Origin of the sequence: Collinsella sp. TF11-5AC (genome assembly GCF_003436775.1) — a bacterium.
Classification (GTDB): Bacteria; Actinomycetota; Coriobacteriia; order Coriobacteriales; family Coriobacteriaceae; genus Collinsella.
Genome location: NZ_QSQO01000020.1, coordinates 12,555 through 37,898 on the forward strand (window position 1 = coordinate 12,555; position 25,344 = coordinate 37,898).

22 protein-coding genes and 1 pseudogene are annotated in these 25,344 nt (G+C 58.7%); 15 read left to right on the top strand and 8 right to left on the bottom strand.

Features of this window, described 5'->3' with window-relative positions; all coding sequences use genetic code 11:
* Positions 1 to 20 precede the first annotated feature (20 nt).
* Positions 21 to 770, top strand: a complete 750-nt coding sequence (locus tag DXD16_RS08205; RefSeq protein ID WP_199408184.1) for an amino acid ABC transporter ATP-binding protein — start codon at positions 21 to 23, stop codon at positions 768 to 770.
* A gap of 310 nt (positions 771 to 1,080) precedes the next feature.
* Entirely contained in the window at positions 1,081 to 3,156 is a 2,076-nt protein-coding gene (locus DXD16_RS08210; protein WP_117655767.1) for a translation factor GTPase family protein, read from the top strand.
* Positions 3,157 to 3,284: 128 nt separating this feature from the next.
* Here the strand turns inward: DXD16_RS08210 and DXD16_RS08215 are convergent, their stop codons facing one another.
* Together DXD16_RS08215 and DXD16_RS08220 are read right to left on the bottom strand one after the other, a co-directional pair.
* On the bottom strand, positions 3,285 to 4,250 hold the full coding sequence (locus DXD16_RS08215; RefSeq protein WP_117655768.1) for a DNA/RNA non-specific endonuclease: 966 nt from the start codon (positions 4,248 to 4,250) through the stop codon (positions 3,285 to 3,287).
* A 129-nt stretch (positions 4,251 to 4,379) separates the two neighbouring features.
* Positions 4,380 to 5,390 (bottom strand): LacI family DNA-binding transcriptional regulator, encoded by a 1,011-nt coding sequence (locus tag DXD16_RS08220; protein ID WP_233502680.1) that lies wholly within the window; start codon positions 5,388 to 5,390, stop codon positions 4,380 to 4,382.
* A gap of 415 nt (positions 5,391 to 5,805) precedes the next feature.
* Here DXD16_RS08220 and DXD16_RS08225 point away from each other — a divergent pair, with 415 nt between their 5' ends.
* From DXD16_RS08225 to DXD16_RS08250, 6 genes are all read left to right on the top strand, one after another.
* Positions 5,806 to 7,278 (top strand): PTS fructose transporter subunit IIC, encoded by a 1,473-nt coding sequence (locus DXD16_RS08225; protein WP_117655770.1) that lies wholly within the window; start codon positions 5,806 to 5,808, stop codon positions 7,276 to 7,278.
* A gap of 144 nt (positions 7,279 to 7,422) precedes the next feature.
* Positions 7,423 to 8,691 carry a class II D-tagatose-bisphosphate aldolase non-catalytic subunit gene (locus DXD16_RS08230; RefSeq protein WP_055251764.1) on the top strand — a complete coding sequence of 423 codons (1,269 nt, stop codon included), beginning with the start codon at positions 7,423 to 7,425 and terminating at the stop codon, positions 8,689 to 8,691.
* A gap of 125 nt (positions 8,692 to 8,816) precedes the next feature.
* Positions 8,817 to 9,500: a fructose-6-phosphate aldolase gene (gene fsa / locus DXD16_RS08235; protein ID WP_006235616.1), complete on the top strand. Its 684-nt coding sequence runs from the start codon at positions 8,817 to 8,819 to the stop codon at positions 9,498 to 9,500.
* A gap of 64 nt (positions 9,501 to 9,564) precedes the next feature.
* Complete coding sequence (locus DXD16_RS08240; RefSeq protein WP_089573497.1) at positions 9,565 to 10,395, top strand: transketolase; 831 nt, start codon at positions 9,565 to 9,567, stop codon at positions 10,393 to 10,395.
* Complete coding sequence (locus tag DXD16_RS08245; RefSeq protein WP_233502681.1) at positions 10,337 to 11,332, top strand: transketolase family protein; 996 nt, start codon at positions 10,337 to 10,339, stop codon at positions 11,330 to 11,332. Before DXD16_RS08240 ends, DXD16_RS08245 begins: the two co-directional genes overlap by 59 nt.
* An 11-nt stretch (positions 11,333 to 11,343) precedes the next feature.
* A complete protein-coding gene (locus tag DXD16_RS08250; RefSeq protein ID WP_117655772.1) occupies positions 11,344 to 11,796 on the top strand; it encodes a PTS sugar transporter subunit IIA in 453 nt (150 codons plus the stop codon).
* Positions 11,797 to 11,924: 128 nt separating this feature from the next.
* Here the strand turns inward: DXD16_RS08250 and DXD16_RS08255 are convergent, their stop codons facing one another.
* Complete coding sequence (locus tag DXD16_RS08255; RefSeq protein ID WP_117655773.1) at positions 11,925 to 12,803, bottom strand: ATP-dependent sacrificial sulfur transferase LarE; 879 nt, start codon at positions 12,801 to 12,803, stop codon at positions 11,925 to 11,927.
* Between the two features lie 173 nt (positions 12,804 to 12,976).
* Between DXD16_RS08255 and DXD16_RS08260 the strand changes: the two genes are divergently transcribed.
* The gene (locus tag DXD16_RS08260) at positions 12,977 to 13,627 is read left to right on the top strand and encodes an HAD family phosphatase (RefSeq protein WP_117655774.1); all 651 of its coding nucleotides are present in this window, start codon (positions 12,977 to 12,979) and stop codon (positions 13,625 to 13,627) included.
* Between the two features lie 234 nt (positions 13,628 to 13,861).
* Here DXD16_RS08260 and DXD16_RS08265 read toward each other — a convergent pair whose 3' ends face one another.
* Positions 13,862 to 14,995 (bottom strand): LacI family DNA-binding transcriptional regulator, encoded by a 1,134-nt coding sequence (locus DXD16_RS08265; RefSeq protein WP_233502682.1) that lies wholly within the window; start codon positions 14,993 to 14,995, stop codon positions 13,862 to 13,864.
* A 558-nt stretch (positions 14,996 to 15,553) separates the two neighbouring features.
* Here DXD16_RS08265 and glmS point away from each other — a divergent pair.
* Positions 15,554 to 17,401 (top strand): glutamine--fructose-6-phosphate transaminase (isomerizing), encoded by a 1,848-nt coding sequence (gene glmS, locus DXD16_RS08270; RefSeq protein WP_117655776.1) that lies wholly within the window; start codon positions 15,554 to 15,556, stop codon positions 17,399 to 17,401.
* Positions 17,402 to 17,542: 141 nt separating this feature from the next.
* Here glmS and DXD16_RS08275 read toward each other — a convergent pair whose 3' ends face one another.
* Positions 17,543 to 18,244 carry a GntR family transcriptional regulator gene (locus tag DXD16_RS08275; protein ID WP_233502683.1) on the bottom strand — a complete coding sequence of 234 codons (702 nt, stop codon included), beginning with the start codon at positions 18,242 to 18,244 and terminating at the stop codon, positions 17,543 to 17,545.
* Positions 18,245 to 18,437: 193 nt separating this feature from the next.
* Here DXD16_RS08275 and DXD16_RS08280 point away from each other — a divergent pair, with 193 nt between their 5' ends.
* The 3 genes from DXD16_RS08280 to DXD16_RS08290 all read left to right on the top strand — a co-directional run bounded on the left by DXD16_RS08280 (position 18,438) and on the right by DXD16_RS08290 (position 21,615).
* Positions 18,438 to 19,472, top strand: a complete 1,035-nt coding sequence (locus tag DXD16_RS08280; RefSeq protein WP_117655778.1) for a YeiH family protein — start codon at positions 18,438 to 18,440, stop codon at positions 19,470 to 19,472.
* A gap of 265 nt (positions 19,473 to 19,737) precedes the next feature.
* On the top strand, positions 19,738 to 20,955 hold the full coding sequence (locus DXD16_RS08285; RefSeq protein ID WP_117655779.1) for a helix-turn-helix domain-containing protein: 1,218 nt from the start codon (positions 19,738 to 19,740) through the stop codon (positions 20,953 to 20,955).
* Between the two features lie 84 nt (positions 20,956 to 21,039).
* Positions 21,040 to 21,615, top strand: coding sequence for a hypothetical protein (locus DXD16_RS08290; RefSeq protein ID WP_147326475.1), 576 nt, complete (start codon positions 21,040 to 21,042; stop codon positions 21,613 to 21,615).
* A gap of 238 nt (positions 21,616 to 21,853) precedes the next feature.
* Here the strand turns inward: DXD16_RS08290 and DXD16_RS08295 are convergent, their stop codons facing one another.
* Positions 21,854 to 22,375, bottom strand: coding sequence for a nitroreductase family protein (locus DXD16_RS08295; RefSeq protein ID WP_117655781.1), 522 nt, complete (start codon positions 22,373 to 22,375; stop codon positions 21,854 to 21,856).
* A gap of 290 nt (positions 22,376 to 22,665) precedes the next feature.
* Here DXD16_RS08295 and DXD16_RS08300 point away from each other — a divergent pair, with 290 nt between their 5' ends.
* On the top strand, positions 22,666 to 22,956 hold the full coding sequence (locus DXD16_RS08300; protein ID WP_118260475.1) for a CDP-alcohol phosphatidyltransferase: 291 nt from the start codon (positions 22,666 to 22,668) through the stop codon (positions 22,954 to 22,956).
* A 309-nt stretch (positions 22,957 to 23,265) separates the two neighbouring features.
* Here the strand turns inward: DXD16_RS08300 and lnu(C) are convergent, their stop codons facing one another.
* Positions 23,266 to 23,760, bottom strand: a complete 495-nt coding sequence (lnu(C), locus tag DXD16_RS08305; RefSeq protein ID WP_019543803.1) for a lincosamide nucleotidyltransferase Lnu(C) — start codon at positions 23,758 to 23,760, stop codon at positions 23,266 to 23,268.
* A gap of 23 nt (positions 23,761 to 23,783) precedes the next feature.
* On the bottom strand, positions 23,784 to 24,821 hold the full coding sequence (locus tag DXD16_RS08310; protein WP_002837184.1) for an IS1595-like element ISSag10 family transposase: 1,038 nt from the start codon (positions 24,819 to 24,821) through the stop codon (positions 23,784 to 23,786).
* Positions 24,822 to 25,138: 317 nt separating this feature from the next.
* Here DXD16_RS08310 and DXD16_RS08315 point away from each other — a divergent pair.
* A pseudogene (locus DXD16_RS08315) lies at positions 25,139 to 25,231 on the top strand (GTP-binding protein); the annotation flags it as partial.
* Between the last annotated feature and the right edge of the window lie 113 nt (positions 25,232 to 25,344).

The window sequence follows — 25,344 nt, forward strand, 5'->3', positions numbered from 1 at the left end:
TTCCCGTGTCCGGAACGGTAATGAATATAGCGAACGCGCGCAAGGCGTTTGGCGGCAATGAGGTGCTCAAGGATATCTCGCTCGAGGTAAAGCGCGGTGAGGTCGTGGCGATTATCGGGCCTTCGGGTGGCGGTAAGTCCACGCTGCTGCGCTGCGCTACGCTGCTCGAGACACTCGACGGTGGCTCGCTTTCGTTTGGCGACCTTGCGGTTGCGACGGATGTGGGATCGGGCGCGGTCTATGCGAAGGGAGATGTTCCCAAGCAGGCGCGCTCGCGATTCGGCCTGGTGTTCCAAAATTACAACCTGTTCCCGCACTATACCGTGATGAAAAACATCATCGACGCGCCGATCCGCGTGCTTAAGCGCCCGCGCGAGCAGGCGGAAGCTCGTGCGTATGAATTGATTGCTCAGATGGGGCTTATGGGCAACGAGAATAAGGTTCCGTGTGAGCTTTCGGGCGGTCAGCAGCAGCGCGTGAGTATTGCCCGCGCCCTAGCGCTCGACCCGGAGATCCTGTTCTTTGACGAGCCGACCTCGGCGCTCGATCCCGAGCTGACGGCCGAGGTGCTGCGTGTCATTAAGGACCTCGCTGCGCAGAACATGACGATGGTGATCGTGACCCACGCAATGCAGTTTGCGCGCGATGTTGCCGACCGCGTGGTCTTTATGGATGGCGGTCGTATTGTCGAGGAGGGTCCTGCCGAGCAGGTCATCGACCATCCGCGCGAGCGGCGCACGCGTGAGTTCTTGAGCCGTATCGAGGGATAGGCTCAGGTATTTACTCAACTATTAATTGAGGCGAAGCCGCCACAGGTCTTACGGTCTGTGGCGGCTTTTTGTTTACATCGACGGGGTTCAATAATTGCCTCACAAGCTCGTCTCTTCCTCTCGCCGCCTGTATTCATACGTGTGCCGAAAGGTATGCATGGACAGCCGCCCGTGAGGGTAGGGTGGTGGCATAGGACATTTGGAGGGTGAGTCGGCTCGGCTGCCGACCATGCTGCTCCCGGGACGGCACCGACCGCGAACTCTCCCCGTTGGCGTCGCGCATTGCGCGCGGCCCTGCAAGGAGGTCATCATGGGTGCTCCCAAGACCGGTAACGTAAGGAACGTGGTGCTCGTAGGCCAAGGCGGGGTGGGCAAGACTTCACTCGCCGAGGCCATGCTCCACCTTTCCGGCAAGACCGCCCGCCTGGGCGGCCACGACGGCACCAAGCCCACGCTCGACTATGACCCCGAAGAGGTCAAGCGTGCATTTTCCATCTCGACGACCATCGCGCCGATCGACTGGAAGGGCGCGCGCATCAATGTGCTCGATGCCCCGTGCTACCCCGATTTTATCGGCGACGCCTTTGCCGCGATGAGCGTCTGCGAGACGGCTCTGTTTGTGGTCGACGCCGAGGCCGGCCCGCAGCCTACGACGGTTAAGCTCTGGTATGCCGCCGAGGACCTACGCCTGGCACGCGCGGTGTTCGTAAACCGCCTGTCGCGCTCCGAGGCCAGCTTTGCGACCACGATGGACCTGCTGCAGGAGCGCTTTGGCACGCGCCTAGGCGCCGTGACCCTTCCCTGGGGCGAGGGCGAGGACTTTGACGGCATCATCGACCTGGTGCGCATGAAGGCGCGCCATTGCAACGGCGCCGAAGCCGTTGAGTCGGAGATCCCCGAGGAGTATCGTGCCCAGGCCGAGGAGGCCCATGACCATCTGTGCGAGTTGGTGGCCGAGGCCGACGACGAACTGATGATGAAATACCTGGAAGGCGAGGAGACGCTGACGCAGGAAGAGCTCGAGGGCCTGCTGTCGAAGGCGATTGCCGAGCGCATTTTTGTGCCGGTCTTTGCGGGCGATTGCATTAAGGAGCAGGGCGTCAACTCGCTGATGGACGACATCGCGACGTACTTCCCGGCGCCGACCGACTACGGCGAGATGCCGCTCATCGACGGCGACTCGCTCAAGATCTCGAGTGACGATGACCGTCCGGTGGCATTTGTGTTTAAGACCCTGGCCGATCCGCAACAGGGGCGCATCAGCTTTATCAAGGTGCTGACGGGTACGCTTGAACCGGGCCTTGAGCTGGTCAATGCGCGCACGCGCAAGGGCGAGCGTCTGGCTCACCTGTATGTGATGTGCGGCCGCGACATGACCGAGGTCGGTCACGCCTATGCCGGCGATATCATCGTGGCGCCCAAGCTGGCTGCCGAGACGGGCGATACGCTCTCGATTACCGGTAAGGTCGAGGCTGCGGCGTTTAAGTTCCCCAACTCGCAGTACCGCATCGCCATTGAGGCCGAGAATCGCGGCGACGAAGAGAAGCTCTACACGTTTATCGAGAAGGCCTGCAAGGCCGATCCGACCATGAGTATCGACCGCGACGAGGAGACCGGGCAGACCATCATCTCGGCGGTGGGCGAGGCGCAGGTTTCGGTGCTGCTCAACCGTTTGGAGGACCGTACCAAGGTTGTGGCAAAGAGCGTGCCGATCCGCATTCCGTATCGCGAGACCATCCGCCGCACGGCAAGCGCCCAGGGTCGCCACAAGAAGCAGACCGGCGGCGCCGGGCAGTACGGCGACTGCTGGCTGCGCGTGGAGCCGCTCATTGGGCCCGACGGCACGAGCGACGGCTATGAGTTTGTTGACGAGGTCGTGGGCGGCCGCATTCCGCGTTCGCTGATCCCTGCCGTGGACAAGGGCGTCCAGGAGACTATGAAGGACGGCATCATCGCCGGCTACCCGCTCACGGGCATTCGCGTGGCTGTGTACGATGGCTCGTATCACAGCGTCGACTCCAACGAGATGGCGTTCCGCGCGGCGGCCCGCATCGGCCTGCGCAAGGCGTGCGCCGATGCCGACCCGGTGGTGCTGGAGCCCATCGAGGAAATCACGGTGACTATCCCCGAGAGCTACGCCGGCGCCGTGATGGGCGACATCTCGGCCTCGCGCGGTCGCGTGACGGGCATGGAGACCGATGAGCGCGGCGACACCGTTGTTATCGCACAGGCGCCGCTGGCCGAGCTAACGGATTACTCGACGCGCCTGCGCTCTATCACGCGCGGCACGGGCGACTTTACCATGAAGCCTGCAGGCTATGAGCAGGTGCCTTATGACGTTCAGGCCAAGCTGGTCGAGCGCTATGAGGAGGGCCGAGCTAAGTAACGTGTGGCTTTGTCTGCAATGTAGGTGCTGACGAAAAGGCCGCCCTGGGTAACCGGGGCGGCCTTATTTGATCCCTTGGGAACGGAGGAAAACGGATCATTTTTGGGTTACGGGCGGCGCGGTCGGCACTAGTCTCCGGATGCCTGGTTGCGGCCGGTGGCGTAGTCGATCTGCACGTGCGGCTGCAGGTTGTAGCAGTACACGTGGAAGCACAGGGTCTTGCCGTGGTCCTCGATCGATTGTGCTTCCAGACGAATGCCACGACAGACGAGCTCCTCCTCGTTGTACATAGGCGTGACGCGATAGAGCACGTGGTTGCCCGTGTCGCGGACGTAGTCGAGGATCCGCTCTTCAAACGGCAGCATGCCCGTCTCGTTGAGATAGCGCGTGCCGGTGAGGAGATTCTTGCGGTTGGCGTTTTCGCCGCAGAGTGACCAGGCGATGAGGTGGCAGCGGTTGTAGAGGCTCTGGCCTGGAATAAAGTCGTAGCGCTGCTGGTGCCAACCGGCAGGATGGATACGCGAGATATCGCCGCGCTTGCCCTGACCGAGCGATTCGGGGCCCACGCAGGCGAGCGCCTTGCGAGTGCGGCCCAGGCTGTCGAGCTTGGAGAATTTCTTAAAGCAGCCCTCTTCGGTGGCCCGTTCGTATTCATCGAGCGTGAACGATGGCATGCCGAGCGGATGCGTGCCGTCGGCGCGGAGGGCAACGTAGGGGTTGCCGGCGTAGTCGGGAATGCTGCTGAGATATACACCGCGGGCGCGGTTGAGGTCGGGGTTTTCGACCTCGTCGATGGGGGTGGCGACGCTGTCCGCGGAAGCGTCGTCGCCGGTGTCGGTTGCGACGGAATCGGAGCCATTGCCGGAGTCCTCGGAGCTCGCTGTTCCCGATTCGAGCCGGGCGACCAAGTCCGCTTCGTCGTCGGTACGGCTGGGACTCTCGTTTTGCTTCTCGGCCAGAGCCGCCGCCTGCTCATCACTTTGCGGCGACAGCAACTTGGGCGCCCCATCGAGCGATCCCGTAAACAGCGCAAACCCCAGCACCACGGCGGTGCCGATGGAAAGTGCTTGCTTGTAGGCGGACTTGCGCAACATGGGGGCTCCTGGATGGACGGTTGGGAATCTACTAGTCTAGCAGGAGCCGGCAGAGGCCGTTCTGTCGAACAAATACTTAAGATTTGGGACAAACGCCACTGGTTCATTTGCTTCATATTTGACGTATGGCTAGATCGAGGTGGAGTCGAGCCAGTTGAGCTTGCACTCGAGAATGCGCTGCTCGCCGGGTTGGCTGCTGCCGTCAAGCAAGGCGAGCAGCATCTCGGCCGCCTCCCTGCCTTCCTGGTCGACGGGCTCGATGATCGTGGAGACGGTCGGCGTGGTGAGGTTGGTCCAGTCTTCGCAGTTGAGTCCCAAAAGACCTATTTGCTGCGGAAGTAGATGGGCCATGGGTTGGAGGGCCTTGTAGACACGGGGAAGCGCCCATTGGTTTTGTACGAAGATGAGCGTGCGCTTGGCGGGGTTGAACTTGTATTTAAAGTATTCGGTGAGCTCGTTGATTGACGGCTTGTTGTGATCGATGGGGATGGCTTTGTAGAGCTGCCCATTCGCGGCCAATGCCTCGGCATATCCCTGAAAACGTTCCATGCGAGTGCGCATTTCGGTCATGTTGGCGGCGATGGAAAAGAAGTCTTCGTAGCCGGCGTCGAGAAGCGCCTGCGTGGCATTGTACGCGCCGTCGTAGAGGTTGGTTTTGATCCAGCTGGTGCCTGGGCTGTAGATGGCCGCGTCAAAAAAGACGACGGGCTTGTCGGCGCGCTTGATGCGGTCGTGGACTGCCTTGAAATTTGCCGTGGGCTGGATGATAAAACCATCGACGCCCAGTGAGAGCATTTTGTCGACATACATGAGCTCGGTCTCGGGGTTAAAGCTGCTCGTGCAAACGACCGTCTGGTAGCCCGCGGGGAGCATGACCTGCTCCATGCCGTTGAGGACGAGGCCCGCCCATTTGTTGGTGTTATCCAAGATGATGATGGCGATGACGTGGGTTTGCTTGCCGGTGAGCGTTTGCGCTTGGGCGTTGGGAACGTATCCGAGTTCCTTGATGACGCGCGCAATCTTTGCCTGCGTCTTCTCGCTAAGCTTTTCTCGTTTGTCGTTGAGGTAATACGAGACGCTTGCCGTCGAGGTTCCCGCCTCTCGAGCGACGTCTGCGATCGTAACGCGCTGTTTTGCCACAGCGACTCCTTCCGACAGATGAGCATTTTCCAACATGATGACTTTGAGTCTTGGTGAGGGATGCGCTTTGGCGAGCGACTTTTTCCTTTCATATGAGTATGCAACAAATGCGGTATATGGGTGGGGTCGAAATTTGTGACCGGCATGCGCATCTGCCGTCTACCGAGAAAATCAAATACTTCTTGACTTTTGAAATCGAGGGTAAAATCGCAGGATTCATTTTTAGTTAAACGCATAACTAAATAGCGTAACCAACGCTCTGACCTGCGCGTTTACCGAAATAAACTGGCATTAAGAAAAACGAGCACCTATATTGGTCTTGTCGAAAAGACAGCAAGTCCAAACGGCAGGGGATGCTCCGGAGGCCTCCGCAAACGGTGTCTTGCGCACGCAACTCTATGAAAAGAGGGAAGCAATGAAGATCGTAGGCGTTGCCGCCTGTACCGTGGGTATCGCCCACACGTATATGGCCCAGAAGGCGATTCAGGATGAATGCGCCGCTCGTGGCATCGAGTGCAAAGTCGAGGCTCAGGGTGGTCTGGGTATCGAGAATGAGCTCACGCAGGAAGACGTTGATTCCGCCGACCTGGTGCTCGAGTCCGTCGACGTGGGTGTCGAGAACGAGGACCGTTTTGAGCAAAAGATGGCCGAGGGCAAGTTCCTCAAGGTCGGCACCTCGGATGTAATCGCCGATCCGGTAAAGATTATCGACCAGGCTGTCGAGATCATCAAGGCGACGGGCGGTGCCGTTGACGCGTCCAAGGCCGAGGCCAAGGCAGAGAAGAAGGCCGTCTCCGCTGCCCCGCAGGCCCCGACACCGGCGTCCAGGCAGTCCATCTTTGCCGATCCTGGCAAGACGCTGCTCAATGCATTCAATACCGGTGTTTCCTATTTTATCCCCATCGTCGTTATCGGTGGCGTGTTCCTCGCCTTCTCGTTGGCATCCGGTACTGCCGGTGCTAGCGGTATGGAGGTCACCAACCCGTTGATGGTGAGTCTTAACACTATCGGCATGGCCGGCATCTCTATGATGATTCCGGTGCTTGCGGCATACATCGCCTACTCGATGGCCGGTAAGCCCGCACTTGCCCCCGGCTTCGTCCTGGGCTACTTGGTTAACAACGCCGTCGTCACCCCGAGCGGCAACAGCGTTTCGACCGGCTTCTTGGGCGCCATGATCATGGCTGTCATCTGCGGTTACTTTGTCCGCTGGATGAAGACCTGGAAGGTCAACAACACCATCCAGACCATCATGCCCATTCTGATCATCCCGATTCTGACCTCGCTCGTCCTGGGCATGGCTTACATCTACATCTTGGCCACGCCGCTTGGCTTTGTGATGGATTGGCTCACCAGCGTGCTCGGCAGCCTGCAGGGCGGCTCCGCCGTCGTCCTGGGCTTGGTCATTGGCGTTATGACCGCTTTCGATATGGGTGGCCCCATCAACAAGACCGCTTCAACCTTTACCATGGCCATCATGGCCTCCGGCATCTACGGCCCCAACGGTATGTTCCGCGTCGCCGTCGCCATTCCCCCGATTGCTTGCGGCCTCGCTGCGCTCATCGCCAAGAACAAGTTCGATGACGCTGACCGTCAGATGGGCATCTCTGCGCTGTTCATGGGCTGCATCGGTATTACCGAGGGCGCTATTCCCTTCGCGGTCAAGGATTTTGGCCACACCCTGCCCGGCATTTGCATCGGCTCTGCCGTGGGCGCGGCGCTTGCCGCCTTCCAGGGCATCGACTGCTATGTTCCGCATGGTGGCTTTATTGTCGCCCTGGCCACCAACAACGTCGCGCTGTTCTGCCTGGACATCGTGATTGGCTCCTTGGTCGCCGCTGCAATCCTGATTGCCATGAAGCCCACGCTCGATAAGCAGGCCAAGTAAACCTTTAAGGACTCCGGTTGTGCGGAGGGATGGATTTGACTCCGCACAACCGCCCCTACACAACAAAATCCATCCGCACTGATAGGGCCCACATCTGGGTCCCAGGGAACTTTTGTCAAAAATCCTCTGGAGAAGGAGAACAAAATGTCCAACCTCACCATCCGCCAGGCCGTTCAGGGCATGCTCAAGCTGCAGGACAGCGGCGATCACGCAACCATGGTCGGCATTGGTCCCATGAGCCCCAACCTGATTCAGGCCGTGTTCGAGCTTGCCAAGGACGAGGATTTCCCGCCCATGTTTATCGCTAGCCGCAACCAGGTCGATATGGACGAGATGGGCGCCGGCTACGTCAACGGTTGGGACCAGACGCGCTTTGCCGCCGACATTAAGAAGGTTGCCGACGAGGTGGGTTATACCGGTCCGTACTACCTGTGCCGCGATCACGGCGGTCCGTGGCAGCGCGACGAGGAGCGTAACGCCCACCTGCCCGAGGACGAGGCCATGGAGCTCGCCCGCAAGTCCTTTGTCGCCGACATGGAGGCAGGCTTTGACCTGCTGATGGTCGACCCCACCAAGGACCCCTATCAGATCGGCAAGGTTATTCCGCTCGACGTGGTGCTTCGCCGCACGATCGATCTTATCGACTATCTTGAGCAGTACCGTCGCGAGCATAACCTGCCCGAGGTTGCCTATGAGGTCGGTACCGAGGAGACCAATGGCGGCCTGACCTCCACCGACAAGTACGAGGAGTTCATTTCTCAGCTGCAGCCCGAGCTCGAGAAGCGCGGCTGCCCCATGCCCACCTTTATCGTCGGCCAGACCGGTACGCTCACCCGTTGGACCGAGCAGGTCGGTCATTACAACTTTAAGAATGCCCGCGAGCTCGCCGACATGGCCAAGCGCTACGGCGTGGGCCTGAAGGAGCACAACGCCGACTACCTGGACGACGCGACGCTGCTCGAGCACATCCCGGCACACGTGACCGCTTCCAATGTCGCCCCTCAGTACGGCACCGAGGAGACCCGCGCTTACCTCAAGCTCTGCGCTACCGAGCAGATTCTGGTCGACAACGGCCTGTGCGACGATCCCTCCGATCTGTATCACACGCTGCTGGTCAAGGCCATCAAGACCGAGCGCTGGCGCAAGTGGATGACCGGCGACGATGTAAACCTGCAGGTTGACGACATTCTGGCCGACGACGAGCTCAGCCTGAAGATTCTGGATGTCTCCGGCCACTACGCGTTCAACGATCCCGAGGTCAAGGAGCAGGTCGAGAAGCTCTATCGCAACCTCGCTGCCCAGGACATTGACGGCAAGCGCTTTGTGATCGAGCACATCAAGCGCCCGATCAAGCAGTACGTCGTCGGTCTTAACCTCAAGGGCGTCACGAGCCGCATCGAGAAGGCTCTCTAAGTAGCTTTTCCTACACGACGCCGGGCCTGGGGCATGTCCCAGCTGCAGGCCCGGCACATAGGACAAAATGACATCCCCTTTGTCCTATTTTTTGAGTTTTGGATTCCTTAGAAGGAGTTTGCACCATGAAGTTCTTTATCGATACCGCCAACCTTGACGAGATCGCCGAGGCCAAGAGCTGGGGCTGCCTTGCCGGCGTCACCACCAACCCGTCCCTGTACGCCAAGACCGGCGGCAAGCTCGCCGACTTTGAGCCCCATATGCTCAAGATTGCCGAGCTCTGCGAGGGCCTGCCCGTGTCTGCTGAGTCCACCGCGACCACTGCCGAGGGCATGATCGAGGAGGGCAAGCGTCTTGCCGCCCTGGCTCCCAACATCGTGGTCAAGCTTCCCGTGTGCGAGGCCGGCCTCGCCGCCTGCCGCGCCCTGGCCGATGCGGGCGTGCGCGTCAACATGACGCTTGTTTTCTCGCCGACGCAGGCCCTCATGGCCGCCAACGCCGGTGCCCGCTACATCAGCCCGTTTGTCGGCCGCTTTGACGACATCGCCGAGGACGGCATCTCGCAGCTCGACAATGTCGTGACCTGCATCAAGAACTATGACTGGACCGGCAAGAACGTCGACGACACCGTCGAGATCATCACCGCTTCGGTCCGCACACCCAACCACGTGACCCAGGCGGCTCTTCTTGGTGCCGACATCGCGACCGTGCCCATGGCCGCTCTCAAGAAGTGCCTGCATCACCCGCTGACCGACCAGGGCCTCGCCTCTTTTGAGGCTGACTGGCAGAAGGTCGTCGCTCAGGCTTAACGACCGGGTTGCCCTCGGCATCGCGCCATCCGGTGCCGGGGTTGTTCTCAAGAGAGGAATTCGTATGACCAACCAGGAGCTGGCGAAGGTCGCCAATGAGGTCAGGAAGGGTGTCGTGACTGCGGTTCACGCGGCCAAGTCGGGACATCCGGGTGGATCGCTCGGTGCAGCCGACATCATGACGTATCTGTACTTTGAGGAAATGAATATCGATCCTGCCGACCCTCACAAGGCCGATCGCGACCGCTTTGTGCTCTCCAAGGGTCACGCGGCGCCGGGCCTGTATTCGGTGTTGGCAAATCGCGGCTATTTTCCCGTCGAAGAGCTCGAGACGCTCCGCCATATTGGCAGCCGACTGCAGGGCCATCCCAACATGAACGATACCCCAGGCATCGATATGTCCACCGGCTCGCTCGGTCAGGGCATCTCTGCTGCAGTTGGAATGGCGCTTGCCGCTAAGCACTGGGGCGACAGCTACCGTGTCTACACGTTGCTGGGCGACGGTGAGTGCGAGGAAGGCCAGGTGTGGGAGGCGGCTATGTTTGCCGGCAACCATGCGCTCGACAATCTTGTTGCCGTCGTCGACCACAACGGCTTGCAGATTGACGGCACGATCGATGAAGTCAACTCGGCCATGCCGCTTGCCGACAAGTTCCGCGCCTTTAAGTGGCATGTGATAGAGCTAGCCGATGGCAACGACATGGCGCAGATTGAGGCGGCTTTCGCCGAAGCTCGCGAGGTGACCGGCGCGCCCGTCGCTATCATCGCCGAGACGGTGAAGGGCAAAGGCGTCTCCTTTATGGAGAACCAGGTTGGCTGGCATGGCAAGGCGCCCAATGACGAGCAGTTTGAGCAGGCCATGGCCGAGCTCGCGGCAGCAGGAGAGGAGCTCTAATGGCAGAGGTCAAAAAGTCGCCACGCGCGTAAGCTACGGCGAGGCGCTCGTCGAGCTGGGCAATGAGCACGATGACTTTGTAGTGCTCGATGCCGACCTGGCTGCCGCTACGCAGACGGGTAAGTTTAAGACTGCCCATCCTGAGCGCTTTTACGATGCCGGCATCGCCGAGAGCAACCTGATGGGTCTTGCCGCCGGCATCGCGACCACGGGCCGCGTTGCTTTTGCGAGCACCTTTGCGATGTTTGCCGCCGGTCGCGCCTACGAGCAGGTCCGCAATTCCATTGGCTACCCGCACCTCAACGTCAAGATTGGCGCCACCCATGCCGGCATTTCGGTGGGCGAGGACGGCGCCACGCACCAGTGCTGCGAGGATATCGCACTCATGCGTACGATTCCGGGTATGACGGTGGTCGTTCCCGCCGACGATGTCGAGGCCCGCGCCTGTGTGCGCGCCGCCTATGAGTTTGAGGGGCCGGTCTACATGCGCTTCGGCCGCCTGGCAACACCGGTCATCAACGATCACGAGGGCTACGAGTTCAAGATCGGCCGCGGTGTTGTTGTGCGGGAGGGCTCTGATGTCACGATCATCGCTTGTGGCCTTATGGTCGCCGAGGCGCTTGAGGCTGCCGAGACGCTCGCTGCCGATGGCATCGATGCCGAGGTCATCAACATGCACACGATCAAGCCACTTGATGAGCGCCTGGTGGTTGCCAGCGCCAAGAAGACTGGTCGCGTGGTCACTGCCGAGGAGCACTCGATTATCGGCGGTCTTGGCGAGGCCGTGGCCTCGGTACTCGCGGAACAGCATCCGTTGCCGATGCGACGCGTCGGCGTGCGCGATGTGTATGGCGAGTCCGGCCCTGCGGTCGATTTGCTGCACAAGTACGGTTTGGACGCCGACGGTATCGAAGCTGCAGTCAGGTCTGTGTTGTAAGGAAGGTTTCCATGGGATTTGTATCTGCCAACCAAGTGACGATCGGGTATACCGCCGCCTCGCGCGAGGATGCCCTGCATTATTTGTCCGAGCAGGCCATCGAGCTCGGCTTTGCCGATGACGCATCTGCCGTAGAGGCTGCCTTTATTGCTCGCGAGAACGAGGCCGAGACCGGCCTTGTCGCCGGTTTTGCCGTTCCGCATGCCAAGAGCGATGCGATCCATACGCCGGGCGTGGCCGTGCTCAAGCTGTCCGAGCCTGTTGAGTGGCCGAGCTTTGATGGCGTGCCCGTCGATGTCGCGCTCGCACTGTACGTGCCCGCCGGCGAGGCTGGAACCACGCATCTGCGCCTGCTCTCCAAAGCTGCCGTGATGCTGATGGACGCAGGCTTCCGTGACAAAGTGCGCGAAAGCACCGATCCTGTCGAGATTGCCGAGCTCATCAACGCCGGGCTCGAGGGTTAGAACGGGCTCTCCGTTCCATTAATCGATCCTTCTCCAAGGAAAAGGGCCGCGACGCTATAGGCGTCGCGGCCCTGTCTGCGTTTCCCCAGATAAAACCTGCCAAAATAAACCCGTCCCTTTTTGGTAGGTTACTGGTTCATGTTGCCGTGGATGTAGGGGGTGACCTCGGGGGAGATATGGCCGCAGCCCAGCTCGCGCAGCGTGGACTCGATGGCGGCGGGCAGCGGGGTCTTGCCTTCGGCGTCGACGGCGGCACCGCTGAGGGCGGCGATCTTGGCGACGTCTGCCGGCGCGGCCTCGATATGCATGCAGCCGCCGACGAGGCGTGCGCGGACCTGGTCCAGGCCAAGGTCGTGCAGGTAGTCCTCACAGGTGCGGATTACATCGACCTTCTCGCGCGTGAGCTCCTCGCCCGTGGGGACTCGCGTGGCCAGGCAGGCTCCTGCCGGCAGGTTCCAGACGGGATAGCCCCAGGCGCGTAGCAGCTCGCGCTCCTCGTCCTTGGTAAAGCCGACCTCCATAAGCGGCGAGCGCACGCCGAGCTCCTGGGCGGCGCGCATGCCGGGGCGGTAGTCGCCGCGGTCGCTTGCGTTGCTGCCGTCGATGACGGTGGGAAAGCCCAGCGACCTTGCGTGGTTGACGATGGCGGTAAAGCCGGCGCGCTTGCAGTGGTAGCAGCGGTCGGCGTCGTTGCAGGCTACCTGGGGGAGCTGCAGCTGATCGACCGAGAGGTTGAGCACGGGGAGCTTGAAATGTGGCCCCTCATCGGCCTGCCCGTCAACCGCCCGCTCAAACGAAGCCTGCTCGGGCGTGCCGATGAACGGCGTGGTGAGGTGAACGAGAAGCGTGCTGGCGGGCATGATGCGGGCGCAGACCGCGGCCAAAAAGCTGCTGTCGACGCCACCGGAAAAGCCGATGGCGACGCGTCCGTATGCTAAAAGCAGCTGCTCGAGCGCTGCGAGTTTGTCCTGAAGCCCCTCTGCGGGTGCGGTGGTGTCTGAAAGCATGAATTGATCCTTACCAATATGTACTCGGTCGAAAACTATAATCCTACTGGACTGCTTGTCATAAGACTTCTATCTATGTAACGGAAGTGCAATATGCTATATACGTTATATACAAGTTTACAGGTGCGGTAAAGTTGCGGGAGTACAGCAGTGCGAAGAGATGGGGGACCGATATGATCAAGGCCGTTATTTTTGACATGGACGGAACGCTGGTCGATACCGAGCGTTTGGGTATCAAGGCGTGGAAGGCGGGCGCGGCCGAGCTGGGATTCGCGATTGATGATGCGCTGATCCATCAGTTTATCGGTCGCACGCTGCCCGATGTCATGGAGATCCTTGATGAGCATTACGGCAGCTGCGAAACCGCTGAGGCAATCTATCGTCGCCATAGGGAGATTCGCGACGAGATGGTCAAGACCGATCTGGAGCTTAAGGACGGTGCCGCCGAGTGCATCGACGAGCTGCTGGCTGCGGGCTATCACGTGGGCCTTGCGACGTCGTCGCGCCACGTTACCGCCGAACGCAACCTTAAGACGGTTGGCCTCTTTGACAAGTTTGAGACGGTGACCTGCGGCGAGGACGTCGTGCACGGCAAGCCCGACCCCGAGATGTACCTGCTCGCCTGCGAGCGCGCGGGCTTTGCCCCCGAGGAGTGCGCCGTGGTCGAGGATTCCCGCAACGGCTGCGTCTCGGGCATCACGGCCGGCTGCCACGTCTTTGCCGTCCCCGATATCGTGCCGCTGCCGCAGGACGTGGTGGACGGCTGCGAGGCCGTGCTCGATACGCTGTTCGATCTGCCGGCGGCGGTCAAGGCTGTGCGCTAGCGTTTGCCGCGAGTCGCCATGCCCCGCGCCCGATCCCGCAGGACGGTGACGGTAACGGCGCCTGCGCGGAGGCACTGTTCTAAAAATGGAATTGAATACATTTTTGCAAAAAAGTTAATGAAAAATGGATTACATTCCATAAATATCCGTAGCTGCAGGTCCGGCTAAACGGGGAGGGCACATGGGGCCAGTAAAAAACGCCGCAGCGGGCCTGTTTCGTTGCGGCGTTTTTTGTTACAAGTAGGCGCCCAGGTTGATGTCGGTTATAGGGGCCGCGGATGGGCCCGTCGGGTGCTGCTCGGCCTTTTGGGTGCTTACGCGCTCGAGCAAGAAGGGGCGCACGAGCTCCTGACGGTTAATGTCCTCGGTGGCCGTGACCGTGGTGACGGTGCGCGCGGCGGAGCCGATGCGGACTCGTTTGGTCTTGGCGGCAGGTTTATCCTCGATTTGTTCCATGAGCAGCTGCACGCCCTTGCGGCCGATCTCGTAGCCCGGTGGTGCTACCGTGGTGAGGGGGACCGATCCGCTCCAGGCAAGCGGGTTGCCATCGCAGCCGGCAACAAGAATCTGGCCGGGGACGGAAATGCCCTTGTCGGTCAGCGCCGAGATAACGCCCGAGGCCAATACGTCGGTCAGGCCGATGACAAAATCGGGGCGCTCGTCAGCAGGGCGTTCGGCAATCTGGGTACCGATGCTGTAGCCGTCGGCTGCGGTATTCCACTCTCCGGCATCGATGACCTCAATTTTGATATCGGGATGCAGGGCAAGTGCCTTGTGGATGCCAAGGACGCGCAGGGTGAGCTGCATAAATGCCGCTCGGCCTACAACGACGATGCGGTGTGCGCCGCGGGCGATGGCGAGCTCGGCGATAATGCGCCCCTGTGCCTCGTTGTCGGCGGCCACGTAGTAACCGGGTTCTGAACAATGGACGTCCAGATGGACGATGGGGACGGGAATCTTGGTCATGGCGGGGTGCCAATCGAGGGACGCCATGGGCTGAACCATGACGCCGGACATCTGCGTGCCCATAAAATAGCGCAGGTAATGATCCTCGAGAATATCGTCGTTATCGGCATTGGCGATGAGCAAGTCATAGCCGTGCTTGCGTGCCTCGTTGTGGGCACCGCTGGCAATCTGGAGCGAAAAGCCGTGATCGAGACGGGGGAGGACAAGGCCAAAGGACTTAGTGGTGCCGCCGGCCAGCTGGCGAGCGCTTTGGTTGGGCAGGTAGCCAAGGCGATTGATGGTCTCGTTGATGAGCTTGAGGGTCTCGGGGCGCAGCTTTTCGGGGTGGTTGAGCGCGTTGGAAACCGTGCCCAACGAAACCCCGGCCTCGCGCGCGACGTCGCTGATTTTTACCTTTGCCATGGCGGCCCCTTTGATGCGTTTCAAGTACAAGTCCGATTGTAGCATCGCCCGCCCCCAGGGTGTCAAAACCTGCCAATTAGGGACAGGTTTATTTTGGCAGGTTTTATCTGGGGAAACGCCGTTGCCAGCGCGACCACCACGAAGGGGGCAGGCACCTTTGTGGTGGCTTGAGCTGCCCGGGCCTTCAATTGTCTCGATCTGTAACATCTGGACGGCAAAACCGGCTCTACCTGTTACAGATCGAGACATAGTGCAGGGGCCGAACCGTAATGTCTCGATCTGTAACACTAAGCCGGCTTATTGCGGCCCAGATGTTACAGATCGAGATCTTTCGCCGGGATAGGCCGCCGCCCCGGTCCAAACCACCACAAAGGTTCCTGTCCCCATTGTGGCGGTTTGGACCGGCTGGGCATGTGTGCATCGGGTGGTATCTAAGTTGAGATACCACTTCTGGTATATCAGCTTGCGCTTGCGTGAGTACAATACTCGAACGTTATACGTCTCAGCGCCCCCTGTGCGTGGACGTCTTGCAGTCACGCGAACGAAGGGATTTATCCTATGTGCGGAATTGTCGGCTACACCGGCTCTGATATTGCAAAGAACATCCTGGTCACGGGCCTCAAGCGTATGGAGTATCGCGGCTATGACTCCTCGGGTGTCGCGCTCGAGGTGGGCGAGGGTGCCGCGGCACACCTCGACGTCATCCGCCGCGTGGGTAAGGTTGTGGGTTTGGAGAGCGAGCTTTCCAATATCGATAGTGACGCAACCTGCGGTATCGGTCACACCCGTTGGGCCACCCACGGCAAGCCTTCCGTCGTTAACGCTCATCCCCACGCCAGCTGCGACGGTCGCATCGCCATCGTCCACAACGGCATTATCGAGAACTTCGCCGAGCTGCGCGAGGAGCTGGAGGGCCGCGGCCACCACTTTAAGAGCGAGACCGATACCGAGGTCTTCGCGCATCTGATCGAAGAGGCCTATGCCGAGACGCACGACCTGATGGCCTCCGTGCGCGAGGCTTGCACCCACGTGGTAGGCGCCTATGGTTTGGCCGCCGTGTGTGCCGACGAGCCCGGCGTGATCGCCGTGGCCCGCAAGGACTCTCCGATTGTGGTCGGCGTGGGCGGGACCGGCTCCTACGTTGCCTCCGACGTGATCGCGCTTATCGATGCCACCCGCGATGTCGTGGTGCTCGAGGACGGTCAGTTTGCCAAGCTTACGCCTGCGGGCGTCGAGTACACCGACGAGGCCGGCAATGTCATCGAGCCCAAGGTCACCCACATCGACTGGGACCTGGACATGGCCGAAAAGGGCGGTTACCCCGACTTTATGCTCAAGGAGATCCACGAGCAGCCTCGCGTCGTGCGCGATACCCTGGTTGGCCGCATGACCCCCGCCGGTGAGCTCGATATCGACGAGCTGGGCCTTTCGCTCGAGGAGCTCAACGATATCGACCGCGTCTACGTGATCGCCTGCGGCACCAGCTATCACGCCGGACTCATCGCAAAGAACCTTATTGAGGGCTGGGCTCGCATTCCCACCGAGGTTGAGGCTGCCAGCGAGTTCCGCTATCGCAACCCCATCATCACGCCGACGACGCTCGTCGTTGCCGTGTCCCAGTCGGGCGAGACGGCCGATACCCTCGCCGCCATTCGCGACGCGCGTATCAAGGGCGCCAAGGTCTTTGGCATCACCAACGTGGTGGGCAGCCCGGTGGCGCGCGAAAGCGACGGCGTCATCTACACCAAGGCCAACAAGGAGATCGCCGTCGCCTCGACCAAGAGCTTCATCGGCCAGGTTGTGAGCCTCACGCTTTTGGCTCTGCTGCTGGCGCAGGTCAAGTACCGTCTGACCACCAAACAGGCACGCATGATGTTCCGCGAGCTTTCCGATACGGCCGAGCAGATCCAGTGGATTTTGGACACGCAGGCCGAAGCCGTGCACGAGGCCGCCCTGCTGTGCAAGGACGCGCAGTCGGCGCTGTTCGTGGGCCGCGGTATGGGCGCTGCCATCTCCTACGAGGGCGCACTCAAGCTCAAGGAGGTCAGCTACCTGCATGCCGAGGCGTATGCGGCCGGCGAGATGAAGCACGGCCCCATCGCGCTGATCGATCCGGGCTTCCCCGTCATCGCCGTGGCCACCAAGAGTGCAACCTACGACAAGACCGTGTCGAACCTCATGGAGTGCAAGGCGCGCGGTGCCAAGGTCATCGTCGTTGCCACCGAGGGCGACGAGGAGATCAACAAGATCGCCGACTGCATCATCCGCGTGCCGGCCGTCCGCGACGTGTTCAGCCCCATCACGGCGAGCGTCCCGCTGCAGCTGCTCGCCCGCGAGGTCGCTATCTTGCGCGGTTGCGATGTTGACCAACCCCGAAACCTGGCAAAGAGCGTTACTGTCGAGTAGCGGATGTTGCGCCAGGTATGTGGCGTTGCCGTTGTTGGTGCTATTTAACAGCCAAGGCCCGGCTCCGTTGTGGCGGAGTCGGGCCTTATTGCATTTGCCCAGATAAAACCTGCCAAAATAAACCTGTCCCTTCTTGGCAGGTTAGCGGAGCTTGCTGGTCTCGAAGTACTCGGGGAACTGGTCCAGAACCTCCGTTTGGTTACGGAACATCATGTGCAGGTGCTTGCTGACCAAAAAACTCGCCTCGATGGGGTCGCGACCGGCGATAGCGCGGCGGATTTGCTTGTGCTCGTTAACAGTCTCCTGATTGTCGAGCGTCTGCGTGGCGGCGCGCAGCCAGCGGAAGCGCTCCAGGTCGGCATTGGTCGCCTCGAGCCAGGACCACACGGTACTGCGACACGCGATGCTAAAGATCATGCGGTGCATGAGGTTGTCGCTTAAAAAGAAGCCGATGCGATCCTCTTCGGTCATGGTCTTTTCCTGCAGCGCGATGGCTCGGTCGAGCTGCTCGATGCCTGCCGAGGTGGCACGGGCGCAGCACTCCACAATCACCTGCTTTTCCAGGTGCTCGCGAATGTAGCAGGCGCTCTCGGCAAGAGTGAGGTTGATGGGCGAGACATAGGTGCCGCTTTGGGGCACGGTACGCACCAGGCCCTCTTGCGCCAGACGCACCAGCGCCTCGCGCACAGGGGTTCGCCCCATATCAAGGTCGTCGCAAAGCTGTTTGACGCCCAGCTTTTCGCCCGGCTTGTAGTCCAGGTAGACGATTTTGCGTCGAATGGTGTGGTAGGACTGGTCCTGTAGGCTCGTTTCCTGCTCGCCGACGTGCATCGATTCTTCCATAGTGCCTCGCAACCGTTCTATCACACTGATATGTCAGCTGTTAATTATGCCGCGAATCAGCTCTCCGCGGTGGGTAATTCGGCTGTTGCCCGAGAACTATTGCGGCATCTTGGTCTGTGTTTACGCATGGCTGTGCTCAATGTTGCCGTATCATAAGCCGTCGCAAACGTGAAATAGAAAGAAGGAATCCCATATGCAACTGGCAAATATCGTACGCGAGCGCTGGAAGGGCGTCTTGTTCTGCCTGATCGTCGCCATCCCCGCGACGTTGCTCGGCAAACAGGTTGAGGTGGTCGGCGGGCCGGTGTTTGCCATCCTCTTTGGCATGGTCCTGGCGCTCGTCTTTCCCAAGAATCGTCGCGAACAGCTCGCCGCCGGTGTCACCTATACGTCTAAAAAAGTCTTGCAGTACGCGGTAATCCTGCTTGGTTTTGGCATGAACCTCTCGCAGATTCTGTCCAAAGGCGCTCAGTCGCTGCCGATTATCGTGGCGACGATCTCGACCTCGCTTGTCATCGCCTTCGTGCTCTGCCGCGTCATGAACGTGCCGGGCAAGATCGCGACGCTTGTGGGTGTGGGTTCGTCGATTTGCGGCGGTTCTGCCATCGCCGCGACCGCGCCCGTCATCGATGCCGACGATCGCGAGATTGCCCAGGCTATTTCGGTCATCTTCCTGTTTAACGTTATCGCGGCGCTCGTGTTTCCGACGCTCGGCGGCATGCTCGGGCTAACCAACGAGGGCTTTGGCCTGTTTGCCGGCACCGCCATCAACGACACCTCGTCGGTAACGGCTGCGGCGAGCGCCTGGGACAGTATGCATCCCGGCGCCAATGTGCTCGAAAGCGCCACGGTGGTCAAGCTCACCAGGACGCTGGCCATTATTCCCATCACGTTGGTTCTCGCATGCTGGCAGATGCATCTGGCGCGCAAGGCCGGCGGCGACGCCAAAAGCACGTTCTCGCTTAAACGCGCGTTTCCCACGTTCGTGCTGTTCTTTGTGCTGGCGAGCGTAATCACCACGGTGCTTCAGCTTCCCGCGTCCATTACGGCGCCCATCAAGGAGCTTTCGAAGTTCTTTATCGTGATGGCCATGGCGGCTATTGGCTTTAATACCGATATCGTCGAGCTGGTCAAAAAGGGCGGTAAGCCCATCGCATTGGGCTTTTGCTGCTGGATTGGCATTGCGTGCATGAGTTTGGGAATGCAGCACGTGCTGGGAATCTGGTAGAGAAGTAGCTTATTTGCGTGCTGCATGCTGGTGAGCGCATGTCCGCGGTGGAGCGATAGGAGCTCTTGCGGGTATGGCTTGTCCGCAGGTTTATAGGTCCCGAAGAGCTCTTATCGCCCCGCCAGGATGGCGATGCGGGGCAACTCATATACTCGCAGGACGGCGGCCTCTGCCCTATAGTGTTTGGTGAGCAATATCGTTCAATTTTGAAACACTCGCCCGCGCGGCCGTCGGTGGCGGCGTGGCGTCGAGGACGGGACGCAATATGAACAGTGACGCCAAGCTACAAATCTTGATCGAGGCCTTGGCTGCTGCCGGGGCCTCGGCGTTGGCAATCGATGGGCATGGACACGTGGCGATTTCGACCATGGATGATGTCGCGCTCGAGCAAGATGTCGCGGCATTTGTCGCCGAGCGCCTGGGGCGCGTGGGCAACGGCACGCGCCTGGTGATGGGGCATGCGGGAGGGCGCTTGAGCCTCACGGTGCGTCCGGTCGCCAAGGAAGACGGCGCGCTTTGGGTGGTCGTGATCCGCGAGGTGCGCGGTGTGGCGGCACACGCGGGCATTGAGTGGCTTAACGCAGATGAGGTCGAGGCGCGCTACGAGGCAAGCGCGTACGGCATTGTCGAGGGTGCCGCTGCGGTCTCTGGCCCCGTCTGCGAAAGCTATGCTCGCGGCGTGCCCCTCATGTTGGAGGGCGAGCTGGGTGCTGGCCAGGCAGAGATTGCAAAACGCCTCTATCTGGATGGGCCTTATGCTGACGAACCCTTTGTGTCCGTGGCACTTGACGAACTCACAGATCGCGGCTGGCGCCATCTGCTCAAAAGCTCGGAATCGCCGCTGTTCCAGGCAAGGCTGACCCTTTGTATTGGCGGCTGGCATGCACTTTCGCCGCAGCGTCTGCGCGAGCTTGTCTCTACGATGACCGACACGGCGCTGGCCGCGCGTTGCCATGTGGTTCTGACGGCAAACGATATGCCGGGCGGTGGCGAAAGCGATCAGGCCACTTTTGTAACCGAGCGCTTGGCGTGCGCAGTGAGTGTGGCGCCTGCGATTGCCGAGCAGGGTGGCGCATCGAAAAAGGTTGCGCAGTATTTGTCGTATCTGTCAGATGTCTTTGGAACTGCCGCTCCGAGTATGTCTGAGGAGGCTGCCTCGACACTCAACGGCTATCGCTGGCCGCGCAACTATCTGCAGCTTCGCGAGGTCTCGGAACGACTCTATATATTAGTAGGGCCGGGCGTGGCGGAGCGCACGGTGGCGGAGGAGGTGCTCGCCCAGGAAGACGTCATCAAAACCGCAACCTTTGGCACTCCGACGCTCGATAGCGACCTGTATATCCTGCGTCCACTGGCCGATACCGAACGCGACATCGCGCGGCTGGTCGTAGGCTACCTTCAGGGCAACCGGACCCGCGCTGCCGAGGTGCTGGGAATAAGCCGCACGACCCTGTGGCGCTTGCTGAAGGACGACGACCGCTGAGCGAGGCGCTCGTGACCGCATGCAGCGCGTGTGCTACAGTCCAAAGCGGTAATGTTTCGATTGCGTTATGGCGTGCGGGGGCGTATGACGGAGACTTCAAAACCAAATCGGGCTCGAAAGCCCACGGCGCCGGTCAACCGTCGCACGACTTCGCGGACGTGGGGCAAAAGCGCCTCAGGCTTCGACGGCTCGTTCAAACGCACTAGATATGGCTATCCTTCGGCAAGCGCTCGCTTGGCCATGCAGGCCGAATCGTCGCTGTGGGGCCGTAAGCGTGTGGTGGGGTCAAAGCTCAAGCACGATGGAACGCTCGGCTTCATTAGCCGTGGCGCTGCTCGCCGTAGCGGCCTCAATCCCGCAGGCTGGCATCGCTATGTTCCGATCGCGGTCGTTGTTGCGGTGGTTGTCATCGCGCTCGCGGCGCTTGGTTACGCCGGCGGCGGGGCCGACCTGAGTGCGATGTTCGGGTCTGCTGAGCTCGCGCATGCCGGCACGGAGCTTGTCGAGGGCGCTCAGGCCCAGACGGGCGTGGCGCCTCAGCGCGGCGTTGTTGCCGCTGCCGCAACGATCGCCGATGCCCAAAAGGGCGAGGATGAACAAGGCAGCGAAGCCGAAGCGACCCAGACGAACGAAATGACGACAACCCCATCGGCAAGATAAGTTGCGAGCGGGGTGGCTAATTTGGGACGGGCTTTTTAGCTGCCCAAGTGTCGAATGCCAACAACGGTTCATTCGATGTCAGTCGCCAACAGCGAGCGGGCCGCATTTGTGCCAAGGTGACGTGAAATGAGAGGGCGCTGACCTTTTGGTCGCGCCCTCGAAATTGAACGTCAGATTGGCGTGAATGCGGCCCGCGCAGCGTCAGCGGGGCCGCCGCTCGTTAGAACGGCGGAACTAATTACCTGACGTACACGATGTTGTCGCGGCGGGGTTTGGCCTGGGGAAGCACGTCTTCGGCATAGCCCAGAATGCAGTTGCCCACACCGCGCAGGCTTCCGTCGGCGGGCAGACCCCACTTGGCCAGCAGTTCCAATCCCTCGGGTGAGTCAAAGACCTCGCGTGCGCGGTGGATCCAACACGAATCGACGCCCAGCGCATAGGCTGCGTTGAGCAGGTTGCCCATGGCGAGTGAGCCGTCTTCCAGGTGCGTGGGCACGCTGCGGTCGACGAGTACCACCACAACGGTCTTGGCGCCGTAGAAGGGATCTCCCTCGCTACCCATAGCCTGGGCGTTGAGCTGCGAGAGGCGCTCGACGGTTGCGGGGTCGGTGACGGCGACGAACGTGACCGGCTGGCGTCCCATGCCGCTCGGCGCATACTGGCCGGCTTCGATAATGCGTGCGAGCTTCTCGGCCTCGACAGGGCGATCGCTGTATTTGCGGCAGCTGCGGCGGTGGATGAGTGCCTCGATGGTCTCCATGTGTCCTCCTGACGTTGGTCTCGATGCCTCGTTCTTACCCGCCGAACCAAAACCGTAATCGCGCCGTCGGCCCCAAACAATGCAAGCGACCGAGTGGAAAAGCTGGTTTGCATAAAACTTCAGCCAGAATGTGACAGACCGGTGGGATGATTAAACGTTTTATCCCGTCTACCCTGCGGTTTTTACCATTTGCCTAAATGATGCGCGCATAAGCTCTGATAAAGGTTTTACTAAAGGAGTACCAACGTTTATCAACGCGCCATGGTGGCGCCGGGCCAGGAGGTAACATCATGTTCCAGGCTGGAGATGTCGTCGAGACCGACTTCGAAGGATTTCTGAAGCTGTTGCGTTCCAAGACGCGCGCTTTCGTGTCGATCAACGATCACGAGTACTACATTACGCACACCGATGGCTATTGGCGTGTTCAGGATTGCGAGGCCCTCAACGATAAGGGGCACTTTACTGACTGCTCCGAGCTGGTCAACACGGTCTGCGAGGTCGTCGAGCTGCCTTGGATCTGCGGCAAGAGCCTGCACGACAGCTTCTCGGGCGCCACGGTCTACGAGGCCGTCGCTGCTTAACAGCCAACAATCGATATTCTCTCGCAACCGTCGGCGCCGCCCCGCGCCGGCGGTCTTTTTTGTCGATATGTTATATAGGTCGCACGTCCTGCACGGCCGCCCTTGACGATAGTCGGTGCAGTGACAGAAAAAACTTATCTTAACAGGGTTGCTTTTGGGAATTTGATATGCTATACTATAAAAATCCAAGCAAAGGAGTTTATCAATATGCGGCAAGGTATTTTTAAAGGCTATGTCACAACAAACAGTTGATAAATAGCCATTTTTATAGGGGAGTATCAGAACTCCCCTACAAACTGTTATTTGCAGTTATCTATACTCATTTGGAATTTCGATATGAAGTGTCTCACACAATAACTTCACATCATGTGCATCATTTTCATCAAACTCGTATCCCAGATGGAACATTACTTGACTATATGGTTCAATACAGGAAACCTCTATTTCCTCAATTCTTCCTTTACCCGAAAAAGTTTCTACCGGAAAACAATCCCCATCATAAAGAATTTCACCTTCGTCCGTATATTCAAAACAATGCAAATCAATAATTCTGTTTTTCAAATCTTCCCATACAGTATGGTTCAATGTTGTATATTCCATCTTAATCTCATAAAAGCCATTAGCTTTCATTATTTCTATAAAGTTCTGATAATCGTTCTTTTCTACAAAAATGTCAATATCATTATGGGCTCTTGACTGATATCCAAGAAGAGCATCTACACCCCAGCCACCATCAAGAAAGACTTTAATCTCCGCATCTATTGCAAATTGAAGAATCTGTTTTACATCTGTTATATTGACCATCTTATCATCTCCACAAATTCTAATTAGGCGACCAGAGGAACTGCTGGTCTGTTTGATAAATCTCTGCATTTAGCAGTTTTCAATGTTGCCAAAACGAAAGTTAAGAAGATGTTCCTTTTCTCCATGTCGCTTTCTTTGGCGTAATTTACAAGGTTATTCCACACAAGATAGTTGTTCAGATACTTGGTAGAAACACCGTTAAAGCCACGCATAAACCTCTTTAGCTGGCTATGGTAGCTATTGATATGTTGGATATTATAAATGCCTTTCTTGGCTTTGCCAGTCTTTAACTGCACAAGGTCAATGCCATTGGCATTTGTAAATCTCACATAGGAGTTCATCTTGTCCGTAACAAGAGTGGAATTGGTCTTAATCCTACCATCATAAATATGATGTAAATCTCTTGTAGAAACTCTACCAGTATTCGTAATCTTGGAGATAGACAAGCCATTCCTATTAACCGCACAAGGAACACATACCTTTTCTTGGGACAAGCCTCTGATATGTGTAGAATGACCACGCTTATGAGCCTTGCGTGGCATAGCAAATGTCTTACTCTTGCTATGATTGCCCTTGTACGAGATGGCGAAAAAAGTTTCGTCAGCCTCAATAATGCCGTCAAGGGTAACATCGTCTGCCATATTCTGAAGTGCATCCAAAATCTTGTGTCTCCAAAGGAATGCGGTGTTTCTGTGAATCCCACAAGCAACAGCAGTCTTACGAATGGATAAGCCATTCATCATACAATCAATGTACTGCTCCCACACGGACAAGTCTTTTCTTGTACCAGACACAATGGAGTTCGTAGCAATCACGAAGGACTTGCCACAATCCTTACATACATATCGCTGTGTGCCATCTTTACGATGACCATTGCGAACCACATGGATACAGCCACAAAGAGGGCATACACGACCATTTGCAAAGCGTTCCTTTGCTACGAAATCTTCAATATTCAAAGACTTTACAAAGGCAGGACTTAAAAGCATTGTTTTAAGGCTTTCCTGCTCTGCGACAGTCAACTTACCGATAATATCTAATGCGTCTTTGATAGTAGGCATATCCAATTACCTCCTTCGGTGGTACTGTTTCTTACTATTATTATACGCTATTTCTCGTCAAAATCAACCATTTGTTGTGACAGAGCCTTTTTAAATAAAATTTGATAATGGGAACAAAGACAAACGTCCTCAAGGAGAGGGCTTGGTTTTTGTACCCAATTTAAGAATACTTTTGCCTTTTCATTTCATATCGTGATAGACAACGGCCAGCCTTGGCCGCAGTTTTCATGTGTGTCCTACCTATCATCCCCAGCGGTAAAAGTATTTGTCGCTGGGGATTTTTGCGCCCTTCTGGGCCTTGTATGGAGGACAATCATATGAAAATCATCAATATTGGCATTCTTGCTCATGTAGACGCAGGTAAGACGACCTTGACGGAGAGCCTGTTATATACCAGCGGAGCAATCGAGGCGCTCGAGCCGTGGGAACAGCGCGAGATCATGCGCTTGGTCGGTAAGTTCTCCCATGTTCTTAACGAAGAGTGCGAGGCATTTAAACGGCAAGTGGCCGCCGAGAACGAGGC

Coding starts and splice junctions, on each gene's coding strand:
- DXD16_RS08205 (WP_199408184.1), top strand. CDS start 21: ATGAATATAGCGAACGCGCGCAAGGCGTTTGGCGGCAATGAGGTGCTC.
- DXD16_RS08210 (WP_117655767.1), top strand. CDS start 1,081: ATGGGTGCTCCCAAGACCGGTAACGTAAGGAACGTGGTGCTCGTAGGC.
- DXD16_RS08215 (WP_117655768.1), bottom strand. CDS start 4,250: ATGTTGCGCAAGTCCGCCTACAAGCAAGCACTTTCCATCGGCACCGCC.
- DXD16_RS08225 (WP_117655770.1), top strand. CDS start 5,806: ATGAAGATCGTAGGCGTTGCCGCCTGTACCGTGGGTATCGCCCACACG.
- DXD16_RS08230 (WP_055251764.1), top strand. CDS start 7,423: ATGTCCAACCTCACCATCCGCCAGGCCGTTCAGGGCATGCTCAAGCTG.
- fsa (WP_006235616.1), top strand. CDS start 8,817: ATGAAGTTCTTTATCGATACCGCCAACCTTGACGAGATCGCCGAGGCC.
- DXD16_RS08240 (WP_089573497.1), top strand. CDS start 9,565: ATGACCAACCAGGAGCTGGCGAAGGTCGCCAATGAGGTCAGGAAGGGT.
- DXD16_RS08245 (WP_233502681.1), top strand. CDS start 10,337: ATGACGAGCAGTTTGAGCAGGCCATGGCCGAGCTCGCGGCAGCAGGAG.
- DXD16_RS08250 (WP_117655772.1), top strand. CDS start 11,344: ATGGGATTTGTATCTGCCAACCAAGTGACGATCGGGTATACCGCCGCC.
- DXD16_RS08255 (WP_117655773.1), bottom strand. CDS start 12,803: ATGCTTTCAGACACCACCGCACCCGCAGAGGGGCTTCAGGACAAACTC.
- DXD16_RS08260 (WP_117655774.1), top strand. CDS start 12,977: ATGATCAAGGCCGTTATTTTTGACATGGACGGAACGCTGGTCGATACC.
- DXD16_RS08265 (WP_233502682.1), bottom strand. CDS start 14,995: ATGGCAAAGGTAAAAATCAGCGACGTCGCGCGCGAGGCCGGGGTTTCG.
- glmS (WP_117655776.1), top strand. CDS start 15,554: ATGTGCGGAATTGTCGGCTACACCGGCTCTGATATTGCAAAGAACATC.
- DXD16_RS08275 (WP_233502683.1), bottom strand. CDS start 18,244: ATGGAAGAATCGATGCACGTCGGCGAGCAGGAAACGAGCCTACAGGAC.
- DXD16_RS08280 (WP_117655778.1), top strand. CDS start 18,438: ATGCAACTGGCAAATATCGTACGCGAGCGCTGGAAGGGCGTCTTGTTC.
- DXD16_RS08285 (WP_117655779.1), top strand. CDS start 19,738: ATGAACAGTGACGCCAAGCTACAAATCTTGATCGAGGCCTTGGCTGCT.
- DXD16_RS08290 (WP_147326475.1), top strand. CDS start 21,040: ATGACGGAGACTTCAAAACCAAATCGGGCTCGAAAGCCCACGGCGCCG.
- DXD16_RS08295 (WP_117655781.1), bottom strand. CDS start 22,375: ATGGAGACCATCGAGGCACTCATCCACCGCCGCAGCTGCCGCAAATAC.
- DXD16_RS08300 (WP_118260475.1), top strand. CDS start 22,666: ATGTTCCAGGCTGGAGATGTCGTCGAGACCGACTTCGAAGGATTTCTG.
- DXD16_RS08310 (WP_002837184.1), bottom strand. CDS start 24,821: ATGCCTACTATCAAAGACGCATTAGATATTATCGGTAAGTTGACTGTC.